This is a genomic window from Azospirillum sp. A1-3 (genome assembly GCF_023806445.1).
GTDB lineage: Bacteria > Pseudomonadota > Alphaproteobacteria > Azospirillales > Azospirillaceae > Azospirillum.
Map to the genome: position 1 here is coordinate 572,951 of NZ_JAMSLU010000001.1, position 26,962 is coordinate 599,912.

The 26,962-nt window shown below is 66.1% G+C and carries 24 protein-coding genes; 6 read left to right on the forward strand and 18 right to left on the reverse strand.

Going from position 1 to position 26,962, the window contains the following annotated elements; genetic code table 11:
• The first annotated feature begins 12 nt into the window (after positions 1-12).
• Positions 13-1,377, forward strand: a complete 1,365-nt coding sequence (locus M5E06_RS02720) for a glutamate--cysteine ligase (protein WP_252137063.1) — start codon at positions 13-15, stop codon at positions 1,375-1,377.
• A 166-nt stretch (positions 1,378-1,543) separates the two neighbouring features.
• Here M5E06_RS02720 and fdxB read toward each other — a convergent pair whose 3' ends face one another.
• From fdxB to nifE, 6 genes are read right to left on the reverse strand one after another with little or no spacing between them, the layout of a single operon-like run.
• Positions 1,544-1,837, reverse strand: coding sequence for a ferredoxin III, nif-specific (gene fdxB / locus M5E06_RS02725; RefSeq protein ID WP_252137064.1), 294 nt, complete (start codon positions 1,835-1,837; stop codon positions 1,544-1,546).
• 56 nt (positions 1,838-1,893) lie between these two features.
• On the reverse strand, positions 1,894-2,094 hold the full coding sequence (locus tag M5E06_RS02730) for a CCE_0567 family metalloprotein (protein WP_252137065.1): 201 nt from the start codon (positions 2,092-2,094) through the stop codon (positions 1,894-1,896).
• A gap of 32 nt (positions 2,095-2,126) precedes the next feature.
• On the reverse strand, positions 2,127-2,594 hold the full coding sequence (locus M5E06_RS02735; protein WP_252137066.1) for a NifX-associated nitrogen fixation protein: 468 nt from the start codon (positions 2,592-2,594) through the stop codon (positions 2,127-2,129).
• Between the two features lie 2 nt (positions 2,595-2,596).
• Positions 2,597-2,995 (reverse strand): nitrogen fixation protein NifX, encoded by a 399-nt coding sequence (gene nifX, locus M5E06_RS02740; RefSeq protein ID WP_252137067.1) that lies wholly within the window; start codon positions 2,993-2,995, stop codon positions 2,597-2,599.
• Positions 2,996-3,045: 50 nt separating this feature from the next.
• On the reverse strand, positions 3,046-4,416 hold the full coding sequence (nifN, locus tag M5E06_RS02745; protein WP_252137068.1) for a nitrogenase iron-molybdenum cofactor biosynthesis protein NifN: 1,371 nt from the start codon (positions 4,414-4,416) through the stop codon (positions 3,046-3,048).
• Positions 4,417-4,421: 5 nt separating this feature from the next.
• Entirely contained in the window at positions 4,422-5,828 is a 1,407-nt protein-coding gene (gene nifE / locus M5E06_RS02750) for a nitrogenase iron-molybdenum cofactor biosynthesis protein NifE (RefSeq protein ID WP_252137069.1), read from the reverse strand.
• Positions 5,829-6,051: 223 nt separating this feature from the next.
• Here nifE and M5E06_RS02755 point away from each other — a divergent pair, with 223 nt between their 5' ends.
• A complete protein-coding gene (locus tag M5E06_RS02755; RefSeq protein ID WP_252137070.1) occupies positions 6,052-6,591 on the forward strand; it encodes a hypothetical protein in 540 nt (179 codons plus the stop codon).
• A 45-nt stretch (positions 6,592-6,636) separates the two neighbouring features.
• Here the strand turns inward: M5E06_RS02755 and M5E06_RS02760 are convergent, their stop codons facing one another.
• From M5E06_RS02760 to M5E06_RS02780, 5 genes are all read right to left on the reverse strand, one after another.
• Positions 6,637-8,127, reverse strand: a complete 1,491-nt coding sequence (locus M5E06_RS02760) for a methyl-accepting chemotaxis protein (RefSeq protein ID WP_252137071.1) — start codon at positions 8,125-8,127, stop codon at positions 6,637-6,639.
• A 482-nt stretch (positions 8,128-8,609) separates the two neighbouring features.
• Entirely contained in the window at positions 8,610-10,169 is a 1,560-nt protein-coding gene (nifK, locus tag M5E06_RS02765) for a nitrogenase molybdenum-iron protein subunit beta (RefSeq protein ID WP_252137072.1), read from the reverse strand.
• Between the two features lie 31 nt (positions 10,170-10,200).
• The gene (gene nifD / locus M5E06_RS02770; RefSeq protein WP_252137073.1) at positions 10,201-11,652 is read right to left on the reverse strand and encodes a nitrogenase molybdenum-iron protein alpha chain; all 1,452 of its coding nucleotides are present in this window, start codon (positions 11,650-11,652) and stop codon (positions 10,201-10,203) included.
• A gap of 204 nt (positions 11,653-11,856) precedes the next feature.
• Positions 11,857-12,753 carry a nitrogenase iron protein gene (gene nifH / locus M5E06_RS02775; RefSeq protein ID WP_109154042.1) on the reverse strand — a complete coding sequence of 299 codons (897 nt, stop codon included), beginning with the start codon at positions 12,751-12,753 and terminating at the stop codon, positions 11,857-11,859.
• A gap of 394 nt (positions 12,754-13,147) precedes the next feature.
• A complete protein-coding gene (locus M5E06_RS02780; RefSeq protein WP_252137074.1) occupies positions 13,148-14,458 on the reverse strand; it encodes a hypothetical protein in 1,311 nt (436 codons plus the stop codon).
• Between the two features lie 203 nt (positions 14,459-14,661).
• On the opposite strand from M5E06_RS02780, the gene M5E06_RS02785 reads away from it, so the two are divergent.
• From M5E06_RS02785 to M5E06_RS02800, 4 genes are all read left to right on the forward strand, one after another.
• A complete protein-coding gene (locus M5E06_RS02785) occupies positions 14,662-15,534 on the forward strand; it encodes an NAD(+)--dinitrogen-reductase ADP-D-ribosyltransferase (protein ID WP_252137075.1) in 873 nt (290 codons plus the stop codon).
• A 77-nt stretch (positions 15,535-15,611) separates the two neighbouring features.
• Positions 15,612-16,520 carry an ADP-ribosyl-[dinitrogen reductase] hydrolase gene (draG, locus tag M5E06_RS02790; RefSeq protein ID WP_252137076.1) on the forward strand — a complete coding sequence of 303 codons (909 nt, stop codon included), beginning with the start codon at positions 15,612-15,614 and terminating at the stop codon, positions 16,518-16,520.
• A gap of 126 nt (positions 16,521-16,646) precedes the next feature.
• Positions 16,647-17,417, forward strand: a complete 771-nt coding sequence (locus M5E06_RS02795) for a class II glutamine amidotransferase (protein ID WP_252137077.1) — start codon at positions 16,647-16,649, stop codon at positions 17,415-17,417.
• A gap of 159 nt (positions 17,418-17,576) precedes the next feature.
• The gene (locus M5E06_RS02800; RefSeq protein WP_252137078.1) at positions 17,577-18,200 is read left to right on the forward strand and encodes an FMN-dependent NADH-azoreductase; all 624 of its coding nucleotides are present in this window, start codon (positions 17,577-17,579) and stop codon (positions 18,198-18,200) included.
• A gap of 166 nt (positions 18,201-18,366) precedes the next feature.
• Here the strand turns inward: M5E06_RS02800 and M5E06_RS02805 are convergent, their stop codons facing one another.
• The 7 genes from M5E06_RS02805 to M5E06_RS02835 form a co-directional block, all read right to left on the reverse strand.
• Positions 18,367-19,875: an AMP nucleosidase gene (locus M5E06_RS02805; protein ID WP_252137079.1), complete on the reverse strand. Its 1,509-nt coding sequence runs from the start codon at positions 19,873-19,875 to the stop codon at positions 18,367-18,369.
• A 96-nt stretch (positions 19,876-19,971) separates the two neighbouring features.
• On the reverse strand, positions 19,972-21,327 hold the full coding sequence (gene ftsY / locus M5E06_RS02810; protein ID WP_252137080.1) for a signal recognition particle-docking protein FtsY: 1,356 nt from the start codon (positions 21,325-21,327) through the stop codon (positions 19,972-19,974).
• A 22-nt stretch (positions 21,328-21,349) separates the two neighbouring features.
• The gene (gene mtaB, locus M5E06_RS02815) at positions 21,350-22,621 is read right to left on the reverse strand and encodes a tRNA (N(6)-L-threonylcarbamoyladenosine(37)-C(2))-methylthiotransferase MtaB (protein ID WP_252137081.1); all 1,272 of its coding nucleotides are present in this window, start codon (positions 22,619-22,621) and stop codon (positions 21,350-21,352) included.
• The gene (gene dapF, locus M5E06_RS02820; protein ID WP_252137082.1) at positions 22,618-23,454 is read right to left on the reverse strand and encodes a diaminopimelate epimerase; all 837 of its coding nucleotides are present in this window, start codon (positions 23,452-23,454) and stop codon (positions 22,618-22,620) included. Before dapF ends, mtaB begins: the two co-directional genes overlap by 4 nt.
• A 79-nt stretch (positions 23,455-23,533) precedes the next feature.
• Complete coding sequence (locus M5E06_RS02825) at positions 23,534-23,962, reverse strand: GtrA family protein (RefSeq protein WP_109153290.1); 429 nt, start codon at positions 23,960-23,962, stop codon at positions 23,534-23,536.
• Complete coding sequence (locus M5E06_RS02830) at positions 23,962-25,020, reverse strand: glycosyltransferase family 2 protein (RefSeq protein ID WP_252137083.1); 1,059 nt, start codon at positions 25,018-25,020, stop codon at positions 23,962-23,964. Before M5E06_RS02830 ends, M5E06_RS02825 begins: the two co-directional genes overlap by 1 nt.
• Before the next feature lie 70 nt (positions 25,021-25,090).
• Positions 25,091-26,761, reverse strand: a complete 1,671-nt coding sequence (locus tag M5E06_RS02835; RefSeq protein ID WP_252137084.1) for a hypothetical protein — start codon at positions 26,759-26,761, stop codon at positions 25,091-25,093.
• Between the last annotated feature and the right edge of the window lie 201 nt (positions 26,762-26,962).

The window sequence follows — 26,962 nt, forward strand, 5'->3', positions numbered from 1 at the left end:
GCGAGAGACTTCATGTCCGCACCCCCGACCACGCGCGGCGAACCCATCACCGACCGCCGCCAGCTTGCGGCCTATCTCGAATCCGGCTGCAAGCCGGCGCCCGACTGGCGCATCGGAACCGAGCACGAGAAATTCGCCTACCGCACCTCCGACCTGCGGCCGCTGCCCTATGACGGGCCGGATGGCATCCGCGAGTTGCTGACCCGCATGACCCGCTTCGGCTGGCAGCCGGTGGAGGAGAAGGGCAACATCATCGCGTTGGTCCAGGACATGGCCAACATCACGCTGGAGCCCGGCGGGCAGGTCGAGCTTTCCGGCGCCCCGCTGGAGACCCTGCACCAGACCTGTGCCGAGGTGCATCGCCACCTGCGCCAGGTGAAGGAGGTCGGGGCCGAACTGGGCATCGCCATGATGGGGCTGGGCTTCCAGCCGAAATGGACGCGCGACGACATCCCCTGGATGCCCAAGGGCCGTTACAAGATCATGCGCGACTACATGCCGAAGGTCGGTTCGCTCGGCCTCGACATGATGACGCGGACCTGTACCGTGCAGGTCAACCTCGACTTCGCGTCCGAAGCCGACATGGTGAAGAAGTTCCGCGTCTCGCTGGCCCTCCAGCCGATCGCGACCGCGCTGTTCGCCATGTCTCCCTTCACGGAAGGCAAGCCGAACGGCTTCCAGAGCTTCCGCAGCCACATCTGGACCGACACCGACCCGGACCGCACCGGCGACATCCCCTTCGTGTTCGAGGACGGCTTCGGCTTCGAACGCTATGTCGACTATCTGCTCGACACGCCGATGTACTTCGTCTACCGCGACGGCACCTACATCGACGCGGCCGGCCAGTCCTTCCGCGATTTCCTCGACGGCAAGCTGCCGGCGCTGCCGGGTGAGTTGCCGCTGATCACCGACTGGGCCGACCACACCACCACGGCCTTCCCGGAAGCGCGTCTGAAGAAGTATCTGGAGATGCGCGGCGCCGATGGCGGCCCGTGGCGCAGCCTGTGCGCCCTGCCGGCCCTGTGGGTCGGGCTGCTCTACGATCAGGTCGCGCTGGATGCGGCGTGGGATCTGGTGAAGGACTGGACGACCGCCGAACGCGCGCACCTGCGCGCCGAGGTGCCGCGATCCGGCCTGCGCACGACCTTCCGCAATGGGACGGTGCGTGACGTGGCGCTGGAGATGCTGGCGATCGCCCGCGACGGTCTGGCCCGCCGCGCCCGCAACGACAATTGGGGCGACGACGAGACGCATTTCCTCGACACGCTGCAGGTCATCGCGGAGACCGGCCGCAGCCCGGCCGACGAACTTCTGGAGAAGTTCAACGGCCCCTGGGGCGGCAGCGTCGATCCGGTGTTCAAGGAGTATGCGTACTGAGGGGAGTGGGGGCTTTGCAGAAGTGAGGCCCCCTCCCTAACCCTCCCCCGCTATCGCGGGAGAGGGGACTGCAACCGCTCTGCGATCAACTCCCTCTACCGCCGTAGGCGGGGGAGGGAAGGGGCCCATGCGAAGCATGGGAAGGGAGGGGGCACTCAGCGAAAACTCACGCCGCCACCGGCGCATGGGTGATACAGCTCTTCGAGCACACCTTGGAGCAGCTTTCGCAGCCGATGCAATTGGCCGCTTCCTTGACCGTCATGATCTTCTTCTCGGCCTCGTCGTCGAAGGCGTCGACGATGTCGCCGTCCTCGGTCAAGCCGATCATGTCGAGCACGCCGCGCCCGCACACCTTGAAGCAGCGGCCACAGCCGATGCTCTGCGTCCGGTCGATGGATTGGACGAATTTCGGGGTCCAGCTCTGACCACCGCGGGTAGTGCCGGTCAGGAACTCAGCCATGGGAATGCTCCTCTCGGGAAAGGGTGCGCCTAAGCTCTTCTTGAAAAATGGAGGGGTTATGCCGTCTCCAGCGCCTTCAGCGCCGCCCGCTTCTCCGTCAGGGTCTTGAAGGCGTCATAGGTTTCCTGCGCCACCGTCAGGATGCTCTGCCAATTCTGCGGAAGCTCTTCCGACAGGTCGTGCAAATCCATCTTCTTCTGGGTGGCGCGGGCGTTCAGCTTCTTGATCTCGTCCTTCAGGGTGTCGATGTCGTTCATGGTCGTGCTCCCAAGGGGCAAAAGTCCGGGGCTCAGAGGTTCGCGACATCGGGGTATTCCCGGATCAGCGCCACGGCGTCCTCGACCAGCTTGGCGCCGTCGGCGGCCAGCTTCTCCAGGCTGGGGAAGCCGAAGCGGTGGACGTCGCGCAGAGTCTTCGACACCACCACCAGCCGGCCGGTGGTCAGGATCATGCGACCGAAGCCCTCGTGGCTCATCTTCATCATCGGCGAGGCCATCATGCCGGTCTGCTTTTCGACCGTGACGCCGACCGCCTTGTAGAACAGCTCCAGCCGCCACAGCGTGTCCGGGTCGGGATCGCTGATGATCGGGATGGCGGCACGCGCCTCCTTGTCCAGAATGAAGGGGGCGAGCAAAGCCTCGTCCGGCTTGCCTTCCCAGGCGCCATAGCTGTCCTCGGCACGGAACAGCAGGACCAGCGTCTTCACGAACTGGTCGGCGACGGACACGTCTGCCAATTCAGCGCTCTCTGCAGCCATACTCAGACCTCCTCCTCGTCGAAATGGAATTGCGGCGTCTCGCCCATCGCCTTGCGCAGCCAGGGCGGCGGATTGCCGTTCAGCGTCTGGACCAGCTTGTCGAGCAGGGCCGGGATGGTCTCGGTTGCCTCGACCTTCACCGGATGGATTTTCTTCGCCACCACGCGGGCGGCGGCCGATGCACCGATGGCCGACAGGTAGAGGATGGCGACCTCGGCCAGCGCCTCCAGCTTGGGCACCAGCTTGTCCTCGTTGCCGTCCTCGAACATCGAGCCGCCAAACTGGAAGGTCTCCAGAAAGGCATGGCCCTGGCGGTCGACCCGATAGACGGCGATGTTCTTGGCCCAGCCGAAATGCGCATCGACGTGCTGCATGTCCTGGGTGCAGAAAGCGACCTTCATCGATCCTCCTCGTGTCGGATGGTGTGTCGGGCGTGGGTCCTGCACCACGCTCAGACGGCGTTGCATCCGCATGATCCGCCTCCGCAGCCGTGGGATTCGCCCAATTCGCGGTGGGAATGGTCCATCTCGCGGGCGAGGAACAGGTTGCCGATCCCGCACAGCAGTTCGCGCGTGCCGCGGTAACCGACCTGGACGCGCAGTCCCGCCCCCAACCGGTCGAACATCGGCAGGCCCATGCGGTGCAGGGCCACGCTGATCCGCGCGGCACCCTGCCGCCCGTGCGAGTTGGAGACGATCAGGTCGGCGTCGCGGGCCAGCGTCTCCACGTCGGAATGATCGCCGACCATGATGGTGGCGGCCTTCAGCCGCTCCAGCACCGGGCTCTGTGTCGGCGACACCGCGGCGATCACCTCGGCCCCCATGTCGGCCAGGAAGCCGGTGACGGCATAGAGCAGGTCAGGTTCCAGAGCGACGGCGATGCGCTTGCGGCTGTAGAAGAAATGCCCGTCCAGCATGGCGTCGACCAGGGCTTCACGCTGGCGCCGCAGCCGGGCCGGCGCCGGCTTGCCCGATAGCTCCATCAGAAGACGGACCAGCTTGTCGGTCGCCTCCAGTCCGGTCAGGCGGCTGAAGAAGTGGCTGGGCACGTCGGTCTTCAGCTCCAGCGCATTGCCGGCTACCCGCATATGCTCGCCGACCACGATGGTGGCGGCCGAGGCGCCCATGGCGCGGATCTGCTCCACCGTCACGCCGCCCAGCGAGGTGGCGGTGAAGTCGGTCGGCTGGCGCCCCGACATCGACAGCGACAGGTCGGGCAGGAAGATCGGCGACAGGCCGAAGCCCTCAATGATGTCGCGCAGTTCCTCGACATCGCCAGGCGACAGGTGGCTGCCGGCCAGCACAGTGACCTGGGTCGGGATGCGCACCGGCGACGGTTCGACCAGCCGTTCCACCATTGCGGTGACGGCGGCGGCGAAGCCGTCCTCGAAGCCGCCGACAAAGTCGGGGGTGTTGGCGAAGACCAGCGCGGTGTCGGCCATGTCGGGGTTGCGTTGGCGGAACAGCGTGTATTGCCCGCCCATGTCCTCACCCTTGGTCTCGGTGACGCCGGTGGTGGCGACGCCGATCATGGCGGGCTTGTTGCGGTCGACGATGGTGCGGATCGCCTGTTCCAGATTCTCGTAACCACCGAGGATGGTGGAGACCTGATCCATCGCCGTGGTCTGCAGCGGGATCGCCTCGCGGAAGTGGCGGACCAGCAGGACCAGCCCGAAGGCGGTGCAGCCCTGCGACCCATGGAACAGCGGCAGGCAGCGGTCGATTCCGAGATAGGCGAGCGCCGCACCCAGCGGCTGGCTCATCTTCAGCGGGTTGGTCGAGGCGGCCTTGGCGGCGGAGGGGAAGCGCTGGATGTGCGACATCGGCCTCACTCCGCAGCCAGGAGCGTTGAGGACGGGCCGGATTCCCACGGCGCCGGCTGGCGGACCTGGCCCCAGATCGGATTCGACAGCGTCTTGTCGATCTCCTCGCAGAGATTGACGATGCCGTCATAGCCGGCATAGGCGTGGTGGCGCTCCTGGTTGATGTCGAGCCAGGGAACCTTGGCCTTCAGCGAGATGAACTGCGAGCGGCCGCCGGACATCATGATGTCGGTCTGATTGTCGGCCAGCATCCTGTAGATGTCGCGCGGCTTCAGATCGTCCCACTGGTGGAACTCCTCGCCCTTCATCTTTCTGATGCGCTCCTTGTCCTCCTTGGTCGATTTCTTGGTGGAGGTGCCGAGGATAGTCAGTCCGGCGCCTTCCAGCGCGCTGACCATCGACCAGCTCTTGACCCCGCCGGTGAACAGCAGGACGCGCTTGCCCTCGAACCGCGGCTTGTAGGGTTCCAGCCGGCACCAGACGCGGCTTTCTTCCCGCGCGATCACGCCTTCGGCCCGGTCGATCAGGCCCTTGTCGGCGCCGCGCTCCACCAGCATGCGGGCCATGGTGCGCAGCGTCTCCGACATGTCGGAGACGCCGTAGAAGGAGCCCTCGAAATAGGGGATGCCGTAGCGCTCCTGCATCTTGCGGCCGACATTCACCAGCGCCTGGCTGCACACCATCATGGTGACGCGGGCACGGTGGGCCTGGGCGACCTCGTTGTAGCGGCCGTCGCCGGAGATGCAGGACAGCAGGCGGATGCCGATCTCGTCCAGCAACGGCTTGACCAGCCACAGCTCGCCGGCAAGGTTGTATTCGCCGATGATGCAGACGTCGGTGGGGGTGGTGTAGTCCGGCTCCACCGTGCCGATGACATGCTCCAGCAGGGCCTCGCCGGCCAGCTTGTTGCCGAGATTCTTCGACCCGACGAAGCCCGGCGCCTCCACCGGGATCACCGGCTTGCCCAGCTTCTGCGTCGCGAATTTGCAGACGGCGGCGATGTCGTCCCCGGTCATGGCGGGCACGCAGGTCTGATAGACGAAGACGGCCGGCGGGTCGTATTGCTGAACGATCTCCTTGATGGCGCGGTAGAGCTTCTTCTCGCCGCCGCCGATGACGTCCAGTTCCGACAGGTCGGTGGTGAAGCCGGTGCGGTAGAGCTGCGGGCCGGAGGATTGCGAGCCACGATTGTCCCAGCTGTTGCCCAGGCAGGCGATGGGGCCATGGACGAGATGGGCGACGTCGGCGATCGGCTGCAGCACGATCATTGCCCCGTCATAGGCGCAGCCGCCGGCCGCGGCCCCCGGCTTCAGCGACTTGGTGCAGCCCTTCTTCTTCTCCTTGGCCGACTTGGCCTGGTTGGCCGCACAGCCCGGTTCGTTGAAGACGTCCTGGATCTTGTCCTGGAGCATGCCCGCTCTCCCATCCTGGCGCTGGAAATGGCTCTGCGGGCGAGTGATGCAGGGAGCATGCCAGCGGGTAAGTTACTGATAAAGATGGATTGTCATCTTTCCCGTCGCTGTCCGATAGCTGACAATCGCCCCTGGCCACCTGCGGCTTGTCGGGTGTCGCACAGCATGCGCAGGAAAGGGGGAGAGATGGCCGTATCAGGACGATTCGCGGGAATGGAAGGTCATGATGGTACGGTTCGGGCGGCGCGGCAGCCGAGAGGTAATGAGCGGACTGCTGCTGGCGCTGGCGGCAATGCCGACCATGGCCGCGCAGAATGACGCGGTGATCAGGCTGGCGACCGAGCCGGGACACGAGATCGGCATCGCCTGCCGTTTCCTCCACCCTGACCAGCGCCCCGTCCCACCGGAGGCCGAGACACTGTGTGCAGCCGCCGCCGAACTCGTCGCGGGTAAGACCGCCGGTCATGGCAAGGCGGTTGTGCGTCTCGGCCTGCGTGCCGTGCCGGCTGACGACGGGGAGCCGGAGGAGACGCCGCCGGCGGTCGACGGTCCGATCCTGTTGCTGGTCATGGAAGGTCGTCAGGATTGGAGCGGCACGGCCCATCCCCGACTGCTTCTGCGCGCCCGTCCGGTCCGTGACGGCATGGCCGCCCCGTCGGTCGGCCTACCGCCGGTCCCGGTCGAACTGGGTGGAGAGAACTGGCGGGCGGCTGCCGACCTTGCGCTGGAGCGTGTGGTCGGCTTCGCCCTTCGGGATGGTTGAGGCGGAGCAGTTGAGGCCGGAGGGCTGACCAGCCCTCCTACATGGTCAGCGGGCGAGCACTTGCGCCGCCTCCTTGGTCGAGGCGATGGCGGTTCCGACCTGTGCGAAGGCGGCGGAGATTGCGGTGATGTTCCGGTCCACCACCGCCACCGAGGTCGATGCTCCCTGCATGTTGGCGGAAATGCTGGCCGTGACGTTGGTCTGTTCCTCGACCGCGCCGGCGGACATGACGACGAATTCGCGCAGATTGGACATCGCGGTGCGAATTGCCGACAGGGAAGACACGACATCGCCGGAGACGGATCGCATTCCCTCGATTTCGTGGGAAATCTGGGCGGTCGCGTTGGCCGACTGGTTGGCCAGATTCTTGACCTCGTTGGCAACCACGGCGAAGCCTCTGCCGGCCTCACCCGCCCGCGCCGCCTCGATGGTCGCGTTCAGGGCCAGCATGTTGATCTGTCCGGCGATGGAGCGGATCAGTTCGACGATGCCACCCATCGCCTTCGCCACTTCCGTCAAGCGGGTCGCCGCGCGGTCGGCGTTGTCGGCCTCGCTCACGGCGGCATCCGCCGCCTGCTGCGACCGCGACATGCTGTCGGCGATCTCACGGGCGGCGGCGGCCAGTTCCTCCGCCCCGGCCGCTATGGTCTGCACCGTCCCTCGCGTCTCCGACGATGCGGCCGCAGCGGTGTCGGCCTGTTGGTGGGCGACGCTCATCGCCTGTTCGATCTCGGTGAAATTGGTGTCGATCAGGGATTTCAGGCGGTCCAGCAAACTGATCTGCTCGGTGATGTCGGTCGCGAACTTCACGACCTTGCACAGGCGGCCGGCACCGTCGAAAACCGGATTGTAGGTTGCCTGGATCCAGACGACACGACCGCCCTTGCCGATGCGCCGATATTGGGCGGCTTCGAACTGCCCCTTGTTCAGCCTGGACCAGAATTCCCGATAGGCGGAACTCTCGCGCGCTTGCGGATCGACGAACATGCTGTGATGGCGTCCGCGTATCTCGTCCAGACTGTAGCCGAGCACCTTGAGGAAATTCTCGTTGGCGGTGATGACGGTTCCGTCGGGATGGAATTCGATCACGGCCTGCGAGCGCGAAATCGCATCGATCTTGCCGCGCATGTCGGCATTGACGGCCTGTCTTTCCGTGACGTCGGTGGCGATCTTGACGATCTTGCAAGGACGGCCGGCGGAGTTGAGGATGGGATTGTACGTGGCCTCGATCCAGACCTCGCGGCCGTTCCTGGCGATGCGCCGGTACAGCGCGCGCTGAAATTCTCCGCGATTCAGACGATCCCAGAAGTCCCGGTAGGCCGGGCTGGCATGTTCGGACGGGTCGATGAACATCCTGTGATGCTGTCCAACGATTTCCGGCAATGAATAGCCCATCACCGCCAGAAAGTTCGCATTGGCGGTCAGGATTGTCCCGTCCAGCGCAAACTCGATCATCGCCAGGGAGCGATCCAGCGCGGCCAATACCGATTGGCTTTCGGTGTCCTTTCCGTAGATCGACTGAATGAAACCGAACATCTCCGTCCTCCGCTTGGTGATATGTCTGATTGTTTGCTGGTTATGCATTATCAGAGCGCAAGAGGAGATGGTAGTCAATAAGTGTTGATCCCGACGGATTGTGCGTATTAGTCAAAACCCAACAACAGTTTAAAGCGTTTTCGACAGCAAGATTCGCATTTTGCAATTCGTGTCTAAACATTTTATCGACGGTATTATTATAGCAATTTTTAGAATGGGGGATAAGGCCCGATTTTCTTTAATAATTTCTTCCGAGAGAAACATAGTGACCGATTCCGATCGGCACTGTTTCCATCGCGCTCATGTGATCCCCGGCATTTGCTCAAACAAAAATACCCGGAGCATGCCGTCGCCGGCGCTCTCCGGGTTGGGGAGGTTGCCGCCGGGCCGGGGGGATGGAGACCCCGGCCCGTCGGGTAGGCTGGAACCGATGCCTGGAACCGCAGCCTGGCTCGCCGCCGACCTTTCGGCCTGCGGACCGATCAGCGGATCAGGTCGAACGAGTAGTCGGTCTGGCCGACGATGTTGGTGTTGGCGTCGATGTCCTCGAAGATGCGGTCCAGGATCCGCACCAGCACGTTCAGCGCGCCCTGGTAGCCCCAGGTCGGGTAGCGGTGGTGATGGTGGCGGTCGAAGATCGGGTAGGTCAGGCGGATCAGCGGAACCTTGGTGTCGCGCTCCAGATACTTGCCGTAGCTGTTGCCGATGATGTAGTCCACCTTGTCGGTGAAGATCAGCGAGCGCAGGTGCCACAGGTCCTTGCCGCCATAGGCCGCACCGGACTTGCCGAAGGGCGAGCCGTCCAGCACCTTCTGGACCTGCTTCTCCCACCTCTTGGAGCCGGAGGTCGACAGGATGTGCACCGGCTCCGCACCCAGCTCCAGCAGGAACCTGGTCATGCCCAGGCAGAAGTCCGGGTCGCCGTAGACGGCGAAGCGCTTGCCGTGCATGTGGGTGTGGCTGTCGGCGATGGCGTCGACCAGACGGCCGCGCTCCAGCTTCAGGCTGGCCGGCACCGGCTTGCCCGACAGTTCCGCCAGCTTCAGCAGCAGTTCGTCGGTGGCGGTGACGCCCATCGGGTAGTTGAACTTGGCGACCTCTTGGCCCTTCTCCTTGCAGAACTGCAGGGTCTGGGTGGTGTTGTACTCCTGCATGGAGAGGGTGGCCTTGGCGTGCAGGGCCGCCTTGGTCTCCTCGATGGTGGTGCCGCCGTCATACATGCGGTACTCGCCATCCATCGGCGTGTCGAAATTGTCGGACACGTCGGACAGGATCTGCAGCTTCACGCCGAACTCGCCGGCGATGCGCTTCAGTTCGCGGTTGTTGCCGACCGCGAAGCCGTCGAAGCCCGGGATCAGGTTGATCTGCTCGGTCTTGGGCGTGTCGAAATTCTCCGAATTGCCCCAGAAGCTGCTCAGGATCCCCTTGATCATGTTGTCGTAGCCGACGATGTGGCTGCCGACGAAGGCCGGGGTGTGGGCGAACGGCACCGGGAAGTCGGCCGGGACGCTCTCCTTGTTCTTGGCGTTGGCGATGAAGCCCTGCAGGTCGTCGCCGATGACCTCGGCCATGCAGGTGGTCATCACCGCGATCATCTTCGGCTTGTAGAGCGCATAGGCGTTCGCCAGACCGTCGATCATGTTGTTCAGGCCGCCGAACACCGCAGCGTCCTCCGTCATCGACGAGGAGACCGCGCTGTTCGGCTCCTTGAAGTGGCGGGTCAGGTGGGTGCGGTAATAGGCGACGCAGCCCTGCGAGCCATGGACGAAGGGCAGGGTGCCCTCGAAGCCCTGGGCGGCGAACATCGCACCGATCGGCTGGCAGGCCTTGGTCGGGTTGATGACGACCGCTTCACGGGCGAAGTTCTTCGCCTTGTATTCCTCGGACTTGGTCCATTCGGACACGCGGGCGACGTCCTCGTCCGAATGGCCGTACTCGAACTCGGTCTTCTTCTTCTCGAACATCGCCGCGTATTCGGGCTGCCGGAAGAGGGTGTAGTGGTCGAGGACCTTGTCGGCGCTCTGCGAAAGCTTGTCGGTCATTGTCGAATTCTCCTGTTCCAGAGGCCGATGGTCAGAACGGGGCCTTCATCACGCCCCAGACGGGGTTGTTGATGGCCAGGTCCATGTCGCGGGCGAAGATCGCGAAGCCGTCATAGCCGTGGTACGGGCCGGAGTAGTCCCAGCTGTGCATCTGGCGGAACGGCAGGCCCATCTTCTGGAACACGTACTTTTCCTTGATGCCCGACGCGACGAGGTCGGGACGCATCGCCTCGACGAACTTCTCCAGTTCGAACGCGGTGACGTCGTCGTAGATCAGCGTGCCTTCCTTCACATAGTGGGGCGTGCGCTGATAGTCGTCATTGTGGGCGAACTCGTAACCGGTGCCGATGATCTCCATGCCCAGGTCGTGATAGGCATCGACGACATGGCGGGGACGCAGGCCACCGACGTAGATCATGACCTTCTTGCCGTCCAGCCGCGGCTTGTACTTGGCGATGACCGCATCGACCATCGGCTGGTAGCGGGCGATGACCTTCTCGGCGTTCTCCTTGATCTTGTCGTCGAACAGAGCGGCGATCTTGCGCAAGGATTCGGCGATCTGGCTCGGGCCGAAGAAGTTGTATTCCATCCAAGGAATATTGTACTTCTCTTCCATGTGGCGCGCGATGTAGTTCATCGAGCGGTAGCAGTGGATCAGGTTGACCTTGGCCTTCGGCGTGTTCTCCAGCTCGGCCAGCGTGCCGTCGCCCGACCACTGGGCGATCACGCGCAGGCCGATCTCCTCAAGCAGGATGCGGGACGACCAGGCGTCGCCGCCGATGTTGTAGTCGCCGATGATGGTGACGTCATAGGGGGTGGAGACGAAGTCGGCCTTGGGTTCCGTCTTCTCGAACACCCAGTCGCGGATGGCGTCGTTGGCGATGTGGTGGCCCAGCGACTGGGACACGCCGCGGAAGCCTTCGCAGCGCACGGGGATGACCGGCTTGCCGATTTCCGCCGACTTGTCGCGGGCGACAGCCTCGATGTCGTCGCCGATCAGGCCGATCGGGCATTCCGACTGGATCGAGATGCCGTTCACCAGCGGGAACAGCTCGTTGATTTCCTCGATGACCTTGTGCAGCTTCTTGTCGCCGCCGAAGACGATGTCCTTCTCCTGAAAGTCGGAGGTGAAGTGCATCGTGCCCCAGCTGTCCACACCGGTGTCGCCGATGTAGTAGTTGCGGCGGCCGGACCAGGAGTAATAGCCGCAGCCGACCGGCCCGTGGGAGATGTGGATCATGTCCTTGATCGGCCCCCACACCACGCCCTTGGAGCCGGCATAGGCGCAGCCGCGGATCGTCATGACGCCGGGGATGGACTTGACGTTCGACTTGACGCCGCAGTCCTTGGCCTCGGCCTCCAGCACGTTCAGGTGCTTGGCGCGGCGCTTGCGGGACTTTTCGGGATAGGCTTCGAGGACTTCGTTGACGAGGGTCTTGACGTCGACCGCGGTGGTGGTCTGGGTGTTCTCGGACAGGCTCATAGCCGGCCTCCTGCTTGAATATTCCGCGCCACTGCAGCGCGTGACCGAGCCCCTCCCTCCCACGCCGACGTCACCCGGCCGGAACCGGTGGGCAGTCGTTGGGTCGACGTCGTGCGGGGCTGGGGAAAAGGGCCAGTGTTCAGGCGGTCCCCCCTGCGCGGATGGGGCAGGGGGGCCGGTAGGCAACCGTCGCTACGCCCGGGATCAGGCGCCGGCCTTCGCCGCTTCCTTGGCAGCCAGTTCGGCGAGCTGCTGCTCCTCGGTCTTCATGATGCCGAAGTCCATCAGCATCTCTTCCAGCTCTTCCATCGTGATCGGGGTCGGGATGCAACCCTGGCCGGAGTTGTTGTGCACCTTGCTGGCGAGCTGGCGGTACTCTTCCGCCTGCTTGCTCTCCGGCGCATACTCGATGACCGTCATGCGGCGCAGCTCGGCGTGCTGCACGATGTTGTCGCGCGGCACGAAGTGGATCAGCTTGGAGCCCAGACGCTTGGCCAGGGCCTCGGCCAGATCGATCTCCTTGTCGGTCTGACGCTCGTTGCAGATCAGGCCGCCCAGGCGCACGCCGCCGCTGTGGGCGTACTTCAGGATGCCCTTGGCGATGTTGTTGGCGGCGTACAGCGCCATCATCTCGCCCGACATGACGATGTAGATTTCCTGGGCCTTGTTCTCGCGGATCGGCATGGCGAAGCCGCCGCAGACCACGTCGCCCAGCACGTCGTAGGACACATAGTCCACGTCGTCATAGGCGCCGTTCTCTTCCAGGAAGTTGATCGAGGTGATGACGCCGCGGCCAGCGCAGCCGACGCCCGGTTCCGGACCGCCGGACTCGACGCACTTGATGCCCTTGTAGCCGATCTTGACGACGTCTTCGAGTTCCAGGTCCTCGACCGAGCCGGCCTCGGCGGCGAGGTGGAGAACGGTGTCCTGGGCCTTGGCGTGCAGGATCAGGCGGGTCGAGTCGGCCTTCGGATCGCAGCCGACGATCAGGATCTTCTGATCCAGCTCGACCAGCGCGGCCAGCGTGTTCTGAGAGGTGGTGGACTTACCGATACCGCCCTTGCCGTAAAAGGCGATCTGACGCAGAGGCGCTTTGGCCATGTGGGTCGCTCCTGTGCTTGGGTCGTGGGACTATGCTTCGATCCGGTGCGGCCGGTTCGTGGCCGCTTCGGATTCCATGGATTGCACGACCCGTGCCAGAGCGGAGGAAGCTGGTAAGTCGCTGAAATAGAATAGCTATTTAACGCAGAAGCGCTCGCCGCCTCTTTGTCGGGGTCCCGACACACACGACAAAGCCAGACATTTTGTCGGGTCTTTTGCGGGGGAGAGTTTTTGGGGGAGGCGTCGGCTTACGAATGCCCCCTCCCTAGCCCTCCCCCGCGTTCCGCGGGAGAGGGGACTGCTGCCGTACATTGTTTGGCCTCTGCAAGCGTCCTGCCCCCTCTCCCGCGGAACGCGGGGGAGGGATGGGGAGGGGGCACCCCACAGCCGAAGCCTACCGCCCCTCGCCCAGCGCCTCCGCCGCGACGACGATGCGCAGCGCCAGCTCTTCCACCGCCTCGTCGCGGTCCATGTCGTAGAGAAGCTGCGCCAGCAGCCGGCCGCGCGCCATCAGGCGGCGGGCCAGGGCCGGATCGGCGGGCTTGGCCAGCAGTGCCTCGACCAGCCGTTCGCCGGTCAGGCGGGCCAGCGCGTCGCAGCGGTCGATCAGCCGCTGCTTCAGCGTGTCCACGGCGGCGGGGCGGCCGGCATGGCTAAGGTCGGCGCAGAAATGGTGCAGGCTGCGCAGTTGCCGCAGCAGGGCGGCGAAGAGCAGGTCGTCCAACTCGCCGCCGGCCGCCGCCTTGCCGATCAGATCGAACAATGTGTCGGAAAGCCGCCATGCCGCCGACAGCCAATCGTTCATCGCCTTGCGGTCGGCCGGCTCGACGAAGGGGCCGGATTCCTCCTTCGTCTCCTCCTGGTCGTCCAGGTTGCGCAGCGCGATGACGATCAGCCCGTCGGCCTGGGCCAGCGTGGCGAGACTGGCGTGCAGCGTCTTCAGCCCACGGTCGGCGACGAAACCCTCGATCGCCTCGGTGGCGCGGCGCAGTGAATAGCGGGCGAGCCGCCGCGACTGATAAACGACGTCCTGCAAGGCGCTGCCGCCGCCCAGCGCCTCCAACGCCATCCGCCGCACCTCGAAGCGCAGCAGAGCGCGGGCAAGCTGGTCGATGCCGCCGACGTCGATGGGGCGGCTGTCTTTGGTCAGCCTGTCGGCGGTGGTGCGGGCATCGGCTTCGATGGCGGCGATCACCGCCTGGAGATGGCCCTTGCCGCCGCCGCGCATCCGGCTGACCAGCGTCCGCATCGCCTCGGCGAGATCGACAGCGCCCGGAAGGCTTTCCTCATGGTCGGTGCGGCCGGTCACCAGCCGGTCGATCAGATGGTCGCGCACCCCCGGCAGCAGCACGTCGGTGATGATCTGCCCGATCGGCCGCAGCAGCGCTTCCATCAGGCGGCCGGGCGGCTGCCCGACCAGTGCCGGCAGCGGGTTGATCGGCTTGGGCACCAGCCGCGGCCGATGCGGCTCCAGCAGCTCCAGCACGGCATCGCCGCGCAGCGGCGTGATCGACCCGCGCAGGAGCTGGGCGAGCCGCAGGGTGGTGCGCGCCTCCGCCATGCCCCGCGGCGGGCGGCTGTCGGGGGCGCCGGGCGTCGGAATCGCAGTGTCGGCGGGAGGCGAGGGCCGGACAAGCGCCTGCGTGGGCACGGGCGAGGTTCGCCGGCGCCGGCTGTCGTCGTACTTGGTCGGCCAGAAGGCCATGCGGGTGCCGCCGGATCGTAAGCGTCGCTGTACTGAGTATGGGGACGGACCGTTCGGCTTCAAATGGACAATATTGCGACATGCGGCGACACGCCTCCGCCGGTTGCAGCGGTGAAGGCTTGGCACGCGCCGGCTTATGCAATATCCATGTAAGAAATAATGACATTCGGGCGGAGCGGCTTGGCGTGACGGATGGGGGGCTGATGCGAGATGCGAGGGGACGGACGCCGGAGGCCGACTCGCCGCCCGCTTCTCCGCTGGCGCTACGTGCCCATCGCACCAACCTCGTCAACGTGCCGGCCGCCCTGCTGTGCAGCGAAGCCTATAATGATGAGCCGCGGCGCCTGCGCATCGGCGCCACCCGCAGCGAACACGCCGCCTTGTTCGAGGCGCTGGACGAAAGCCCCGACGCACTGACCTCCTCCGATATCTTCCAGCGCCATATGGCCGAGATGTTCGGGGTGAATCCCGACTTCTCCGGGACGGAGGGGCCGGACGGCAAGCGCCGTTTCCGAGCCAGCTACCTGCGCCTGCTGAAGGGCTGGATGTTCGACAGCAACCGGGCGGAAGGGGCGGTGCTGAAGGGGTGGGTGGAGAGCCGTTTCGGCCTGCTGCCGACCTTCCATGGCGAGCCGATCCGTCGCTTCGCCTCCGACGCCTGGGCGGCCTATGGCGAGCAGAAGCAGTCGACCCGCTTCCACAACAACAACATCCATCTGCAGCTCGACCTTCTGTACGAGTTCTGCCAATGGACGATCCGTCGCAGCTGGCCCGACGCGCCGATGCCCAACTGGGCCTCGCACATCCGGCTGTACCGTGGCGTCAACGATTTCGAGGAACACCACATCGTCGCCCGGCCGGACAAGCGCTCGGCGGTGCTGCGGCTGAACAACCTGTGTTCCTTTTCCATCAACCGCGACATCGCCGGCCAGTTCGGCGACTACATCCTCGATGCCTGGGTGCCGCTGCCCAAGGTGGTCTTCTTCCGCGACATCCTGCCGCGTTACCCGTTCCAGGGTGAAGGAGAATACCTGGTGATCGGCGGGGACTATCGGGTGGGTGTGTCGCTTCTCTGACAACCTCACGTCCGGCGTCGGCTTGCAGGCCGTTTCGCGGGGCGCACCAGGAAGGGACGGACCCTGTGCCCGACGGCATGACCGATCCGACGAGTCTGACGCCTGAAATCCGTTCCAGGGCGCTTGGCGCCTATCTTGGCCTCGCCTGCGGCGACGCGCTGGGGGCGACGGTGGAGTTCCTGACCAAGGGGGAGATCGCCCATCAATATGGCGTCCACAAGCACATCAAGGGCGGCGGCTGGCTGAAGCTGCCGGCGGGGCAGGTGACCGACGACACCGAGATGTCGCTGCATCTCGGCCGCGCCATCCTGTCCGGGCCGGAGTGGGAGGCCCGCCGCGCCGCCGAGGAATTCGCGATCTGGCTGAAATCGGTGCCGGTCGATGTCGGCGACACGACACGGCGCGGCATCCGCCGCTTCATCATGAACGGCACGCTGGAGGAACCGGAGTCGGAATACCACGCCGGCAACGGCGCGGCGATGCGCAACCTGCCGGTGGCGCTGGCGACCCTGGGCGACGACGCGGCGTTCGAGCGCTGGTCGGTGGAGCAGTCGCACATCACCCATTGCAACCAGCTGTCCGATTCCGCAGTGGTCACGCTGGGCCGGATGGTGCGGCGGCTGGTGCTGGGCGGCGGCATTGTCGCCGCGCGGGAGGAGGCGAACGCCCTGATCGCCAAACACCGCCAGTTCAAGTTCGAACCCTATCGCGGCCTGTCCACCGCCTTCATCGTCGATACGGTGCAGACCGTCTTCCACTATTACTTCCAGACCGATTCGGTCGAATCCTGCGTGGTGGAGACGGTGAACCAGGGAGGCGACGCCGACACCACCGGCGCCATCGCCGGCATGCTGGCCGGCGCCACCTACGGTGTCGAGTCGATCCCGCCGCGCTGGCTGCGCAAGCTGGACCGCAAGGTCTACGACGAGATTTGTCAGCAAGCGGACGCGCTGCTAGCCCGTGCGCCGCTGTTCCGGAAGACATGACGTTTTCTTCGAGAATCTCGGCTGTGCGTGCGCGTGGCGCTCCACAATGTCAGCGCGTGACCTTGCGCACCACCTGTCGTAGCTTGTCGCTCCCAAGGGCGACGACCAGCGGCAGACGAGGACATCATGTGCGAACTCCTGGGCATGAGCGCCAACGTGCCCACGGACATCTGTTTCAGCTTCGCCGGCCTGATGCGCCGCGGCGGGCAGACCGGCCCGCACCGCGACGGCTGGGGCATCGCCTTTTACGAGGGGAAGGGCTGCCGCACCTTCCACGACCCGGCCCCCAGTTCGGAGTCGGAGATCGCCCGGCTGGTCAGCCAGTATTCGATCAAGTCCTGCACGGTGATCTCGCACATCCGCCGCGCCAACCGCGGCCGGGTGTCGCTGGAGAACACCCACCCCTTCACGCGCGAGCTGTGGGGCCGGGTGTGGACCTTCGCCCATAACGGCCAGCTGAAGGGCATCAAGGACCGCATCCTGACCTTCTACGAGCCGGTCGGCAGCACCGACAGCGAACACGCCTTCTGCTGGCTGCTCGACCAGATCCGCATGCAGTATCCGGAGCCGCCGAAGACCACCTCCGGCCTGATGAAGCTGATCCGCCATCTGGCCGCCGACCTTGGGACGCTGGGTGTCTTCAACATGCTGCTCAGCGACGGGCGCTATCTGTGGTGCCATTGCGCCACCAACCTCGCCTGGCTGACCCGCAAGGCGCCGTTCGGCGCTGCCACCCTGGTCGATGCCGACATGAGCGTCGATTTCTCCAAGGAGACGACGCCGAACGACATAGTCACCGTCATCGCCACCCGCCCGCTGACCAGGGACGAGGCATGGACGGTGATGCAGCCGGGTCAGATGGCGGTCTTCCGCAGCGGGACCCTGGTGACGCGCTGACCCCGCCGGGCCAATGGTCGCTTGGCCGCCGATTGTTGCTTGTCCAGAGACGATCTTTCGCGCACAGCCCGGCTTAACCGCTGGAAAACAAAGGGGCATCTTGGGTGTCAGAAACCGGCCGGACCTGACGGCCGCAACAACCAAGAGGCTCCTTCCGCCATGACCACGATCCTGCATGTCGACTCCAGCCCGCTCGGCGCCGCCTCCGTCACCCGCCAGCTGACCGCCTCCATCGTCGACGCTCTGGTGAAGGCCGAACCGTCGGCCACCGTCGTCACCCGCGACGTCGCCGCCAACCCGCCGGACCACCTGAACGGCGAACTGATGCAGGTCGTGAAATTCCGCAATCTGGATGGCCTCAGCGAGCGCCAGCGTGAAGAGCTGGCCCTGACCGACGCCCTGGTCGATGAGTTCCTGGCCGCCGACGTCGTCGTGATCGGCGCGCCGATGTACAATTTCTCGATCCCGACCCAGCTGAAGGCCTGGATCGACCGCCTCGCCCAGGCCGGCCGCACCTTCCGCTACACCGAGAAGGGTCCCGAGGGTCTGGCCGGCGGCAAGCGCGTGATCGTCGCCTCGGGCCGTGGCGGCGTCTATTCGACCAACCCGGCGCTGGCCGGCCTGGACCACCAGGAGGCTTATCTGCGCACGGTGTTGGGCTTCTTCGGCATCACCGACGTGACCTTCATCCGTGCCGAGGGCATCGGCATGGGTCCGGAAGCCAAGGCGAAGGCGCTGGCCGGCGCGGCCAAGGAGATCGAAGGGCTGCTGGTCGCCGCTTGAGGTGTTGAGGGGGCGGCCGTGGTTGCCCCCTCCCTAACCCTCCCCCTCTTCGAGGGAGAGGGGACTGCCGCCGCTCCGGTACATACCTCACGCCGGCAAGCGTCCAACCCCCTCTCCCGCAAGGCGGGGGAGGGATGGGGAGGGGGCAATCGAAGCCGACACTCCCCTACTGAAACGCCACCTCCGCCAAGCTGCGCAACTTGCGGGAGTGCAGTGTCTCCATCCCGTGCTCGCGCAGCAGTTCCATCGCCAGCACGCCGATCTTCAGATGCTGGTCGACCCGCTCGCGATAGAAGCGGTCGGCCATGCCCGGCAGCTTCAACTGCCCGTGCATCGGCTTGTCCGACACGCACAGCAACGTCCCGTACGGCACGCGGAAGCGGAAGCCGTTGGCGGCGATCGTCGCGCTTTCCATGTCCAGCGCGATGGCGCGGCTCTGGCTGAAGCGCATCAACGGCTCGCGGTGGTCGCGCAGTTCCCAGTTCCGGTTGTCGATGGTCGCCACCGTGCCGGTGCGCATGATGCCCTTCAGGTCGAACCCCGACAGCCCGGTCACCCGTTCCACCGCCGTCTCCAGCGCCCGCTGAACCTCGGCCAGCGCCGGCACCGGCACCCACAGCGGCAGGTCGGCGTCCAGCACATGGTCCTCGCGGACATAGCCGTGGGCCAGCACATAGTCGCCCAGCCGTTGCGTATGCCGCAGCCCGGCGCAGTGGCCCAGCATCAGCCACGCATGCGGGCGCAGCACTGCGATATGATCGGTGATCGTCTTGGCGTTGGACGGGCCGACGCCGATGTTCACCAGCGTGATGCCGTTGCCGTCCGGCCGTTTCAGGTGATAGGCCGGCATCTGCGGCATGCGCGCCAGCTTGGCCGAAACGGCATCCACGGTCCCGCCGAGATTCTGGTTGGTGGTGACGATGTCGCCCGGCTCGACGAAGCTGTCATATTGGCAGCGATAGGCCGCCAGCTCGGCATCGCCGGTCGGCTCCATGATCTCGCGCGACAGCCGGATGAACTCGTCCACATAGAACTGGTAGTTGGTGAACAGGACGAAGTTCTGGAAATGCTCCGGCGCGGTGGCCGTGTAGTGGCGCAGCCGGTGCAGCGAGAAATCCACCCGGGGGGCGGTGAACAGGGCCAGCGGCTTCACCGCATCCGGCCCGCCGTCGCAGGTGCCGTTGACGATGGTGTCGTCCATCCGCGCCAGATCGGGCAGGTCGAACAAATCCGGCAGCTTGGTCAGCCGGTCCGGCGGCAGATCGCCTTCCACATACATGCCGTTGGGAAAGGCGAAATGGATCGGGATGGCTTCCTCGCTGACACCGACCTCCAGCGGGACGCCGTGGTTGCGCAGAAGAAGCGTGAACTGTTCCAGCAGATAGCGTTCGAACAGGTCGGGCCGCGTCACCGTGGTGGAATGGACGCCGACCCCCTCGACGAAGCCGTAGGACAGCCGGGTGTCGACCGCGGCCCCCGACACGGCGGTCAGCCGCACATAGGGGTAATAGGCCCGGTTTCGTCCGCCTTCCTCCTCGCCCTGGGTGTAGGCGGCGAAGCGGTCGCGCAAGTATGCGGTGTTGCGGTCATAAATGTCCCGCACGCAGGCCAGTGCGGCTTTGGCATCGGTGAAGCGCCCGGCCGACCCGGGCTGGAGCGGGGCTTTGTCGTTCATGTCATCAAAGATGGGGTACGAACGACAGGCTGGGAAGGCCGAATTTCGGCCAACCTCCGGTGCTTACCCAATCGGCGATGGCCGTTCCCCGGCCGGTCAGTCCGCGTTCAGCCCCATCAGCGACTTGGCGAAGGCATCCGCATCGAACGGGCGCAGGTCGTAGACCCCCTCGCCGACGCCGATGGCGTGGACCGGGATCTTGAACTTCTCCGCCAGCGAGACCAGCACGCCGCCGCGGGCGGAGCCGTCCAGCTTGGTCAGGATCAGGCCGTTGACGTTGACCATGTCGCGGAAGATCTCGACCTGGCTGTGCGCGTTCTGGCCGGTGGTGGCGTCCAGCGTCAGCAGGGTGGTGTGCGGCGCCGTCTCGTCCAGCTTCTTGATGACGCGGACGATCTTGCGCAGCTCCTCCATCAGGCCGGTCTTGTTCTGCAGCCGGCCGGCGGTGTCGATCAGCAGCACGTCGACCTTCTCGGCCCGCGCGCGTTCCAGCGCATCATAGGCCAGCCCGGCGGCGTCCGCCCCGGTGTCGCGGGCGACGACCGGGCAACCCGTGCGCTCGCCCCAGATTTTCAGCTGGCTGACCGCTGCGGCGCGGAAGGTATCGCCCGCCGCCAGCATCACGCTCTTGCCCTCCGCCTTGAACTGGCGGGCGAGCTTGCCGATGGTGGTGGTCTTGCCGGTGCCGTTGACGCCGACGACCAGGATGACATGCGGCTTCAGCGCCGGGTCCAGCACCAGCGGCTTGGCGACCGGCGTAACGATCTTCGACACCTCGGCGGCGAGCGTCGACTTGACCTCCTCCGGCGAAACCTCCTTGCCGAAGCGGGTCCGCGCCAGCTCCGCCGTCACCTTCGCCGCGGTGGCCGGGCCGAGGTCGGCGGTGATCAGCAGCTCTTCCAACTCCTCCAGCGCCTCGTCGTCCAGCTTGCGCTTAGTGAAGATGCTGGTGATGCCGTCGGTCAGCTTGGACGAGGACTTGGACAGCCCTTCCTTCAGCTTGGCGAACCAGCCCTTCTTGGTCGGAGGCGCTTCCTCGGCAGCAGCAGGGGCAGCAGCAGGGGCAGCCGCGACCGGTGTCGGGGCGGGTGCCCGCGGCAATTCGGGAACGGGTTCCGGCTCCGGCGCCGGAGGCGGAGCCAGCGGGGCAGGGGCGGGCGGCGGCTCGACCGGCGCGGCAATGGCAGGAGGCGTGACCGGGATCGGCGCGACCGGAGGCTGCGCGATCGGCGCGGGCGGCGGCTCGGCGCTCGGCGGGGCGGGCGCCATTTCCGGCACCGGCTCGACCTCCGGCATCAGCGGCGGCGGAGCGGCCGGCGCTTCCGGCGTCTTTTCCGCTTCCGGTTCCGGCGCAGGCGTGGCGGTGTCCAGATTCACCGATTCGTTCTTCGCCGCCTCGTCCTTGGGAGCGGTCTCTTCGGGCTTCTTGCGGCCGAACCAGCGGAAAATCATGGAGTGTCCACTATAAGAGAGGTCAGAGCGGGGTGCCGGTCAGCACGCCGTCCTTGATGCCGGTGATGGCGGCGGGCACCAGCGAGCCGGGCGCGAAGGTTTGGCCCAGGCGGATCGCGGCGAAATGCTCGGTGCGGCCCAGGTCGTCCTTCTCGACCAGCACCGTGGCGGTGCGGCCGACGAGGCTCGCCAGCGTGCGGACCTCCGCCGCTTCGCCGACGGCGCGCAGGCGGGCGGCGCGCTCCTTGCGGACGGCGCCGTCGACCTGCGGCATGCGGGCGGCCGGCGTGCCGGGACGCGGGCTGTAGGGGAAGACATGCAGCCAGGTCAGGCCGCACTCCTCCACCAGCCGCATGGTGTTCTGGAACATCTCCTCGGTCTCCGTCGGGAAACCGGCGATGAAGTCGGCGCCGAACACCACGTCGGGCCGGATCGAACGCACCCGCTCGCAGAACGCGATGGAGTCGGCGCGGCCATGGCGGCGCTTCATCCGCTTCAGCACCATGTCGTCACCGGCCTGGAGCGACAGGTGCAGGTGCGGCATCAGGCGCGGCTCGTTCTCGATCAGGCGCCAGAGGTCGTCGTCCATCTCGATGCAGTCGATGGAGGACAGGCGCAGCCGCGGCAGTTCCGGAACCAGGGCCAACAGCCGGCGCACCATCTGTCCCAGGGACGGCGAACCCGGCAGGTCGGGGCCGTAACTGGTGATGTCGACGCCGGACAGCACCACCTCGTTGTAGCCGGCCTTCACCAGCGCCTGGACCTGCTCGACGATGCCGCCGATCGGTACGGAGCGCGAGGGCCCTCTGCCATAGGGGATGATGCAGAAGGTGCAGCGGTGGTCGCAGCCCTGCTGAACCTGGACGAAGGCGCGGGCGCGGTCCTCGAACCCGCCGATCAGGTGACCGGCGGTCTCCTTCACCGACATGATGTCGTTGACCAGCACCTTATCGGCCGGGGGGAGCCCCCAGCTTTCCGGCTGCAGCTTTTCCTGGTTGCCCAGGACCTGATCGACCTCCGGCATCGCAGCGAAGCGCTGCGGGTCGATCTGCGCGGCGCAGCCGGTGACGACGATGCGTGCGTCCGGCCGCTCGCGCCGCAGCTTGCGGATGGTCTGCCGCGCCTGCCGCTCGGCCTCCGAGGTGACGGCGCAGGTGTTGATGATCACCACATCGTCCAATCCGGCGCTGCGCGCATGGTTGCGCATCACCTCGGACTCGTAGGTGTTGAGGCGGCAGCCGAACGTGACGATTTCGGGGCCGGTCTGCGTCGTGCTGTCGGTGCTGTCGCTCATTCCGAAACCAGTTCAGCCGACAGGCGACCACTGAAGGCGAGCGCCACCGGCCCGGTCATCAGGACGCGGTCGTCCTCGGTCCACTCGATGGTCAGGGTGCCGCCGTCCAGCAGGATGTCGGCCTTGCGGCCGGTCAGGCCGCGGCGGGCCGCCGCCACAAGCGTGGCGCAGGCGCCGGTGCCGCAGGCCTGGGTGATGCCGGCGCCGCGCTCCCACACCCGCATCCGGATGGCGCTGGGCGATAGGACCTGAGCGAACTCGATGTTGGACCGCTCGGGGAAGCTCGGGTGGTTCTCGAACACCGGGCCGACCTCGGCCAGCGGCACCGCCTCGGCATCGTCGACGAAGAAGACGGCGTGCGGGTTGCCCATGTTCACCGCGACCGGAGCTGCGAAGCCGCCATGCTCCACCGATTCGACCCGCAGCGTGTCGGTGGGGGCGGCCAGCGGGATGGCGCTCCAGTCCAGCCGGGGCGGACCCATGTCGACTGTGATGCGGCCATTGTCGGCACGGCTCGCGTGCAGCAGACCCGCGGCGGTCTGGAAGCTGGCGCGGTCGCGCCCGCTCTCCTCCATCAGCAGCCAGCCGACGCAGCGCGACGCATTGCCGCACGCCGCGGCTTCGCTGCCGTCGGCGTTGTGGATGCGCATGAAGGCGTCGGCCCCCGGCGCCTCGGTGCGCTCCAGAATGATGAACTGGTCGCATCCCACGCCGGTCTTGCGGTCGGCGATGGCGCGCACCTCCGCGCCTGAGGGGCGGTAGGGTTCGGAACGGGCGTCGATCACGACGAAGTCGTTGCCGAGGCCGTGCATCTTCAGGAATTCGCGGGTCATGGCCGCCGTTATATGGCGAGCCGCAGGGATAAGTCCATAAGGCGCCGCGCAAGGCAGAATCGCGGGCGCCTCCGGCTGTCTACGCCCCCTTGAACACCAGATGCTTCGACGCCGCGAAGTTGAAGAACATGCCGGCGATCGATCCGGCGGCCACCGCCAGGAACGGGTGTTCGGCGACCATCTGCACGCTCGACTCCAGTCCGACCGACACGCCGTAATTCACCACGCCGCCGATGGCGTTGGCGGCGATGAACTTGGCCCACTGGCGATGCAGAGGCTCGCTCGCCGCGCCACGGAAGGTGAAGGCGCGGTTCAGCGCCCAGGTGGCGGTCGCCGCCGCAAAGAAGGACGGGACGCGGGCGGCGAAGAACTGCAGCCCCAGCGCCAGGCCGGCGTAGAGCACGATCGTGTCCACCACCAGCCCGATGACGCCGACGACGCCGAACTTGGTGAACTGCACGCCCAGCCGGCCGAGCCGGCTGTCCAGCAGGCTTGCGACCGATGCCATCACCGGCGCTCGTCCCCGCGCGCGCCGGCCAGCGGCGGGTGGTTGCCCGGCGCGCGCAGCGACAGGTAGCTCATGCGCTTGGCCTCACGGCGGCCATGGGTGACGGTGTCCAGGATCAGGCCGCAGGTCAGGCTGAGGAAGGCCAGCAGCATAAGACCGGTGGCGAGCAGGGCGGTGGGGAAACGCGGGACCAGCCCGGTCTCGAAATAGGTCGCGATCACCGGCACGCCCAGGATCATCGACAGCAGGGCCAGCAGTCCGAAGGCGGCGGAGAAGAAGGGCAGCGGCCGCTCCTCCTTCACCAGGATGATGATGGTGCGCAGGATGCGGATGCCATCGCGGATGGTGTTCAGCTTGCTGTGCGATCCGGGCGGACGGTCCTTGTAGGGGGTCTTCACCTCGGCAATCGGCATCCGCAGTTCCAGCGCATGGACGGTCAGCTCCGTTTCGGTTTCGAAACCGCTGGCCAGGGCCGGGAAGGACTTCACGAAGCGGCGGGAGAACACCCGGTAGCCCGACAGCATGTCGCCGATGCGGCTGCCGAAGATTTTGGCGACCATGCCGGTCAGCACGAGGTTGCCGAAACGGTGGCCGGGGCGATAGGCGGCAACGATCTCCGTCACCCGCGCGCCGTTGACCATGTCCAGCTGCTCGTCCCACAAGCGCTTGACCAGTTCCGGGGCGCTGGCGGCGTGATAGGTGTCGTCGCCGTCGACTAGCACATACACGTCCGCCTCGATATCGGCGAACATGCGGCGCATGACGTTGCCCTTGCCCTGCAGCGGCTCGCGCCGGACGACGGCGCCGGCGGCGCGCGCGACCTCCACCGTCCGGTCCTTCGAGTTGTTGTCGTAGACATAGACGATGGCGTCGGGCAGGGCCGCGCGGAAATCCTGCACCACCTTGCCGATCGCCGCCTCCTCGTTGTAGCAGGGGATCAGCACCGCGACGGTGGGGGCCGGGCCGGCCTGCACAGCCGCCGTCTGCGCTCCGGAAGCGTCGGCGGCCGGGGTGAGGGCGGGGCGGTCGGCAGGACGGTCGAGGGTCGATACGGTCATGGCGCTGGCTTCTGGCTGGGGACGGGACAGGCACGGCTGTCAGCGGCGATAAACAGCACAAACCCGCCGATTATTCCACTGTCTCCCGATTTCCGCCCTTCCGGTCAACGGCGCAGAGGTTCAGCGTCTCACCCAGATTGTTGGGAATCGGCCGGCAGCGCTGCGGGTCGAGCCGCAGGCCGAGCAGTTCCGCCGCCTTCGCTGTGCCGGGGGTGTCGGGGATGGTGCTCAGCATCAGGAAGGGGCCGCGGTGGGACGCCACCTTGTCCTTCATGATGGCGAGATAGCCGTTGCCGACCGAATCCGGCTGCAGGAAGTTCGATTGGATGCGCACGAAGGTGACGCGCGGCGGGAAGGACGGAATGACGTGCGAGATGGCCCAATAGCCGCCCATCAGCACCATGGTGTCGTCCGCATCCTCGATGGGAGGCACCTCCGCCGTCACCCATTTGTCCGCCCAGGCTACCCGCCCCCAATCGGCCGGCTGGACCGTCAGCTGCACCAGCGCCAGCAGCGCCACCGCCAGCCCGATGCGCAGCCGGCGCGCCAACGGCAGCAGCCCGACCGCCATCACCAGACACAGCGGCGCCAGCATCTCCAGCGGCACCAGATAGCGGTAGATGCAGAACATCACCACCCACAGCGCGTAGGTGACGCTCAGCGCCGTCAGCAGGAACCGCGTCGCCGGTCCCACGGTCAGCCAATCGTTCCGCTTCCCCATTGATCGGCCGACAGCCGCGCAGACGAAACCGACCGGCACCAGAACGAACAGCGCCAGCACCCGCAGGTCGAACCATGGCACCTCGCCCACAGTCAGGGGGCGGAAGGTGAAGACGAAGGGGAAGAACAGCCGCTGCCACAGTCCGAGCGGGAAGAAGCTGACATTGACGTAGTCGGAGAGGGCGGCGAAGGGCGACCGGAAGATGTGGTTCATGTGCGGGAAGACCGGGTTCCCGTAATCGTGCCAAAGATGCGCCATCCACACGCCGCCGCTCAGCGCCAACCCCACCAGCACGCCGATGCCGAAGAAGAAGGCCAGCCACAGCCGCCGCCACGGCCGGGCGGGCAGGGCGAGGAAGCCCAGGCACAGCCCGACCGCATAGATCACCGTCGGATTCTTCAGCCCCATCGCCGCCCCGGCCAGCAGTCCGGCTGCCGCAACGCGGGCGAAGCTGGGCAGCGGCCGTCCATCCAGGATGCCGGGAAGGCTGGCGGCGACGACCGCTGCCGCGCCCAGAACGCCCAGGCTGACCACATTGTCCTGAAAGGTGGTGCCGATCAGGCCCAGTGTCCCGCCGCCCAGCCCACCCATCACCGCCAGCGCCACGGCAACCAACGTCCGTTTCAGATCCGGAACGTTCCGTAGACAAAATGATGCCAGCAGATACAGCAGCGATAGGTTGATCCCCTGCAGCGTCCCCCACAGGAAGCCGGCCACCCGCGCCGGCAGATGGGTCGCCAGCCAATAGAACGGCACATCGAGGAAGGGGCTGTAGAAGCTCGGCATCTGCGCCACGAGCAGATCGCGTCCGATCCGCCCGGTCAGCATCGCATAGCCGTTGTACCAATGGTAATTCCGCAGGTCCCAGTTCGCGTCCATGCCGAAGGCCAGCGTCAGCAGCCCATAGGCCGACGGAGCCAGCAGCAGGAAGGCGATGCCGATCAGGCGGGCGCGGCGATCCAGTGGGCCATCCGATGGGCGGTCTGACGGGCGGTCTTCGCGGAAGGCGGCTATCGGCATCGGAACGGGACAACCTTGCTGTTGCGCGGTATTGTCCTTAGGTGGCGGTCGCGCTCTCCGCAAGGGGAATGCCGGTTCCGGCGCGGCGTTTCGGGGCCGGCAATCGGGCCGGACCGGGACGATCCCTGGTCGTTCGCGCAACAAAGATGCGCGACAGTGCATTCGCGCATGCCTGTTCGCTCATTGCGTGCCGGGAAAAGG

Bases quoted from the DNA above. Each gene is read 5' to 3' on its own strand.
- M5E06_RS02805 (WP_252137079.1), bottom strand. From the start codon at position 19,875: ATGAACGACAAAGCCCCGCTCCAGCCCGGGTCGGCCGGGCGCTTCACC.
- ftsY (WP_252137080.1), bottom strand. From the start codon at position 21,327: ATGATTTTCCGCTGGTTCGGCCGCAAGAAGCCCGAAGAGACCGCTCCC.
- nifX (WP_252137067.1), bottom strand. From the start codon at position 2,995: ATGAAGGTCGCTTTCTGCACCCAGGACATGCAGCACGTCGATGCGCAT.
- M5E06_RS02780 (WP_252137074.1), bottom strand. From the start codon at position 14,458: ATGGCCTTCTGGCCGACCAAGTACGACGACAGCCGGCGCCGGCGAACC.
- nifH (WP_109154042.1), bottom strand. From the start codon at position 12,753: ATGGCCAAAGCGCCTCTGCGTCAGATCGCCTTTTACGGCAAGGGCGGT.
- M5E06_RS02730 (WP_252137065.1), bottom strand. From the start codon at position 2,094: ATGAACGACATCGACACCCTGAAGGACGAGATCAAGAAGCTGAACGCC.
- nifK (WP_252137072.1), bottom strand. From the start codon at position 10,169: ATGACCGACAAGCTTTCGCAGAGCGCCGACAAGGTCCTCGACCACTAC.
- M5E06_RS02800 (WP_252137078.1), top strand. From the start codon at position 17,577: ATGACCACGATCCTGCATGTCGACTCCAGCCCGCTCGGCGCCGCCTCC.
- M5E06_RS02720 (WP_252137063.1), top strand. From the start codon at position 13: ATGTCCGCACCCCCGACCACGCGCGGCGAACCCATCACCGACCGCCGC.
- M5E06_RS02830 (WP_252137083.1), bottom strand. From the start codon at position 25,020: ATGACCGTATCGACCCTCGACCGTCCTGCCGACCGCCCCGCCCTCACC.
- M5E06_RS02835 (WP_252137084.1), bottom strand. From the start codon at position 26,761: ATGCCGATAGCCGCCTTCCGCGAAGACCGCCCGTCAGACCGCCCATCG.
- dapF (WP_252137082.1), bottom strand. From the start codon at position 23,454: ATGACCCGCGAATTCCTGAAGATGCACGGCCTCGGCAACGACTTCGTC.
- M5E06_RS02760 (WP_252137071.1), bottom strand. From the start codon at position 8,127: ATGTTCGGTTTCATTCAGTCGATCTACGGAAAGGACACCGAAAGCCAA.
- fdxB (WP_252137064.1), bottom strand. From the start codon at position 1,837: ATGGCTGAGTTCCTGACCGGCACTACCCGCGGTGGTCAGAGCTGGACC.
- M5E06_RS02755 (WP_252137070.1), top strand. From the start codon at position 6,052: ATGATGGTACGGTTCGGGCGGCGCGGCAGCCGAGAGGTAATGAGCGGA.
- draG (WP_252137076.1), top strand. From the start codon at position 15,612: ATGACCGATCCGACGAGTCTGACGCCTGAAATCCGTTCCAGGGCGCTT.
- mtaB (WP_252137081.1), bottom strand. From the start codon at position 22,621: ATGAGCGACAGCACCGACAGCACGACGCAGACCGGCCCCGAAATCGTC.
- M5E06_RS02795 (WP_252137077.1), top strand. From the start codon at position 16,647: ATGTGCGAACTCCTGGGCATGAGCGCCAACGTGCCCACGGACATCTGT.
- nifE (WP_252137069.1), bottom strand. From the start codon at position 5,828: ATGCTCCAGGACAAGATCCAGGACGTCTTCAACGAACCGGGCTGTGCG.
- M5E06_RS02735 (WP_252137066.1), bottom strand. From the start codon at position 2,594: ATGGCTGCAGAGAGCGCTGAATTGGCAGACGTGTCCGTCGCCGACCAG.
- nifD (WP_252137073.1), bottom strand. From the start codon at position 11,652: ATGAGCCTGTCCGAGAACACCCAGACCACCACCGCGGTCGACGTCAAG.
- nifN (WP_252137068.1), bottom strand. From the start codon at position 4,416: ATGTCGCACATCCAGCGCTTCCCCTCCGCCGCCAAGGCCGCCTCGACC.
- M5E06_RS02825 (WP_109153290.1), bottom strand. From the start codon at position 23,962: ATGGCATCGGTCGCAAGCCTGCTGGACAGCCGGCTCGGCCGGCTGGGC.
- M5E06_RS02785 (WP_252137075.1), top strand. From the start codon at position 14,662: ATGCGAGATGCGAGGGGACGGACGCCGGAGGCCGACTCGCCGCCCGCT.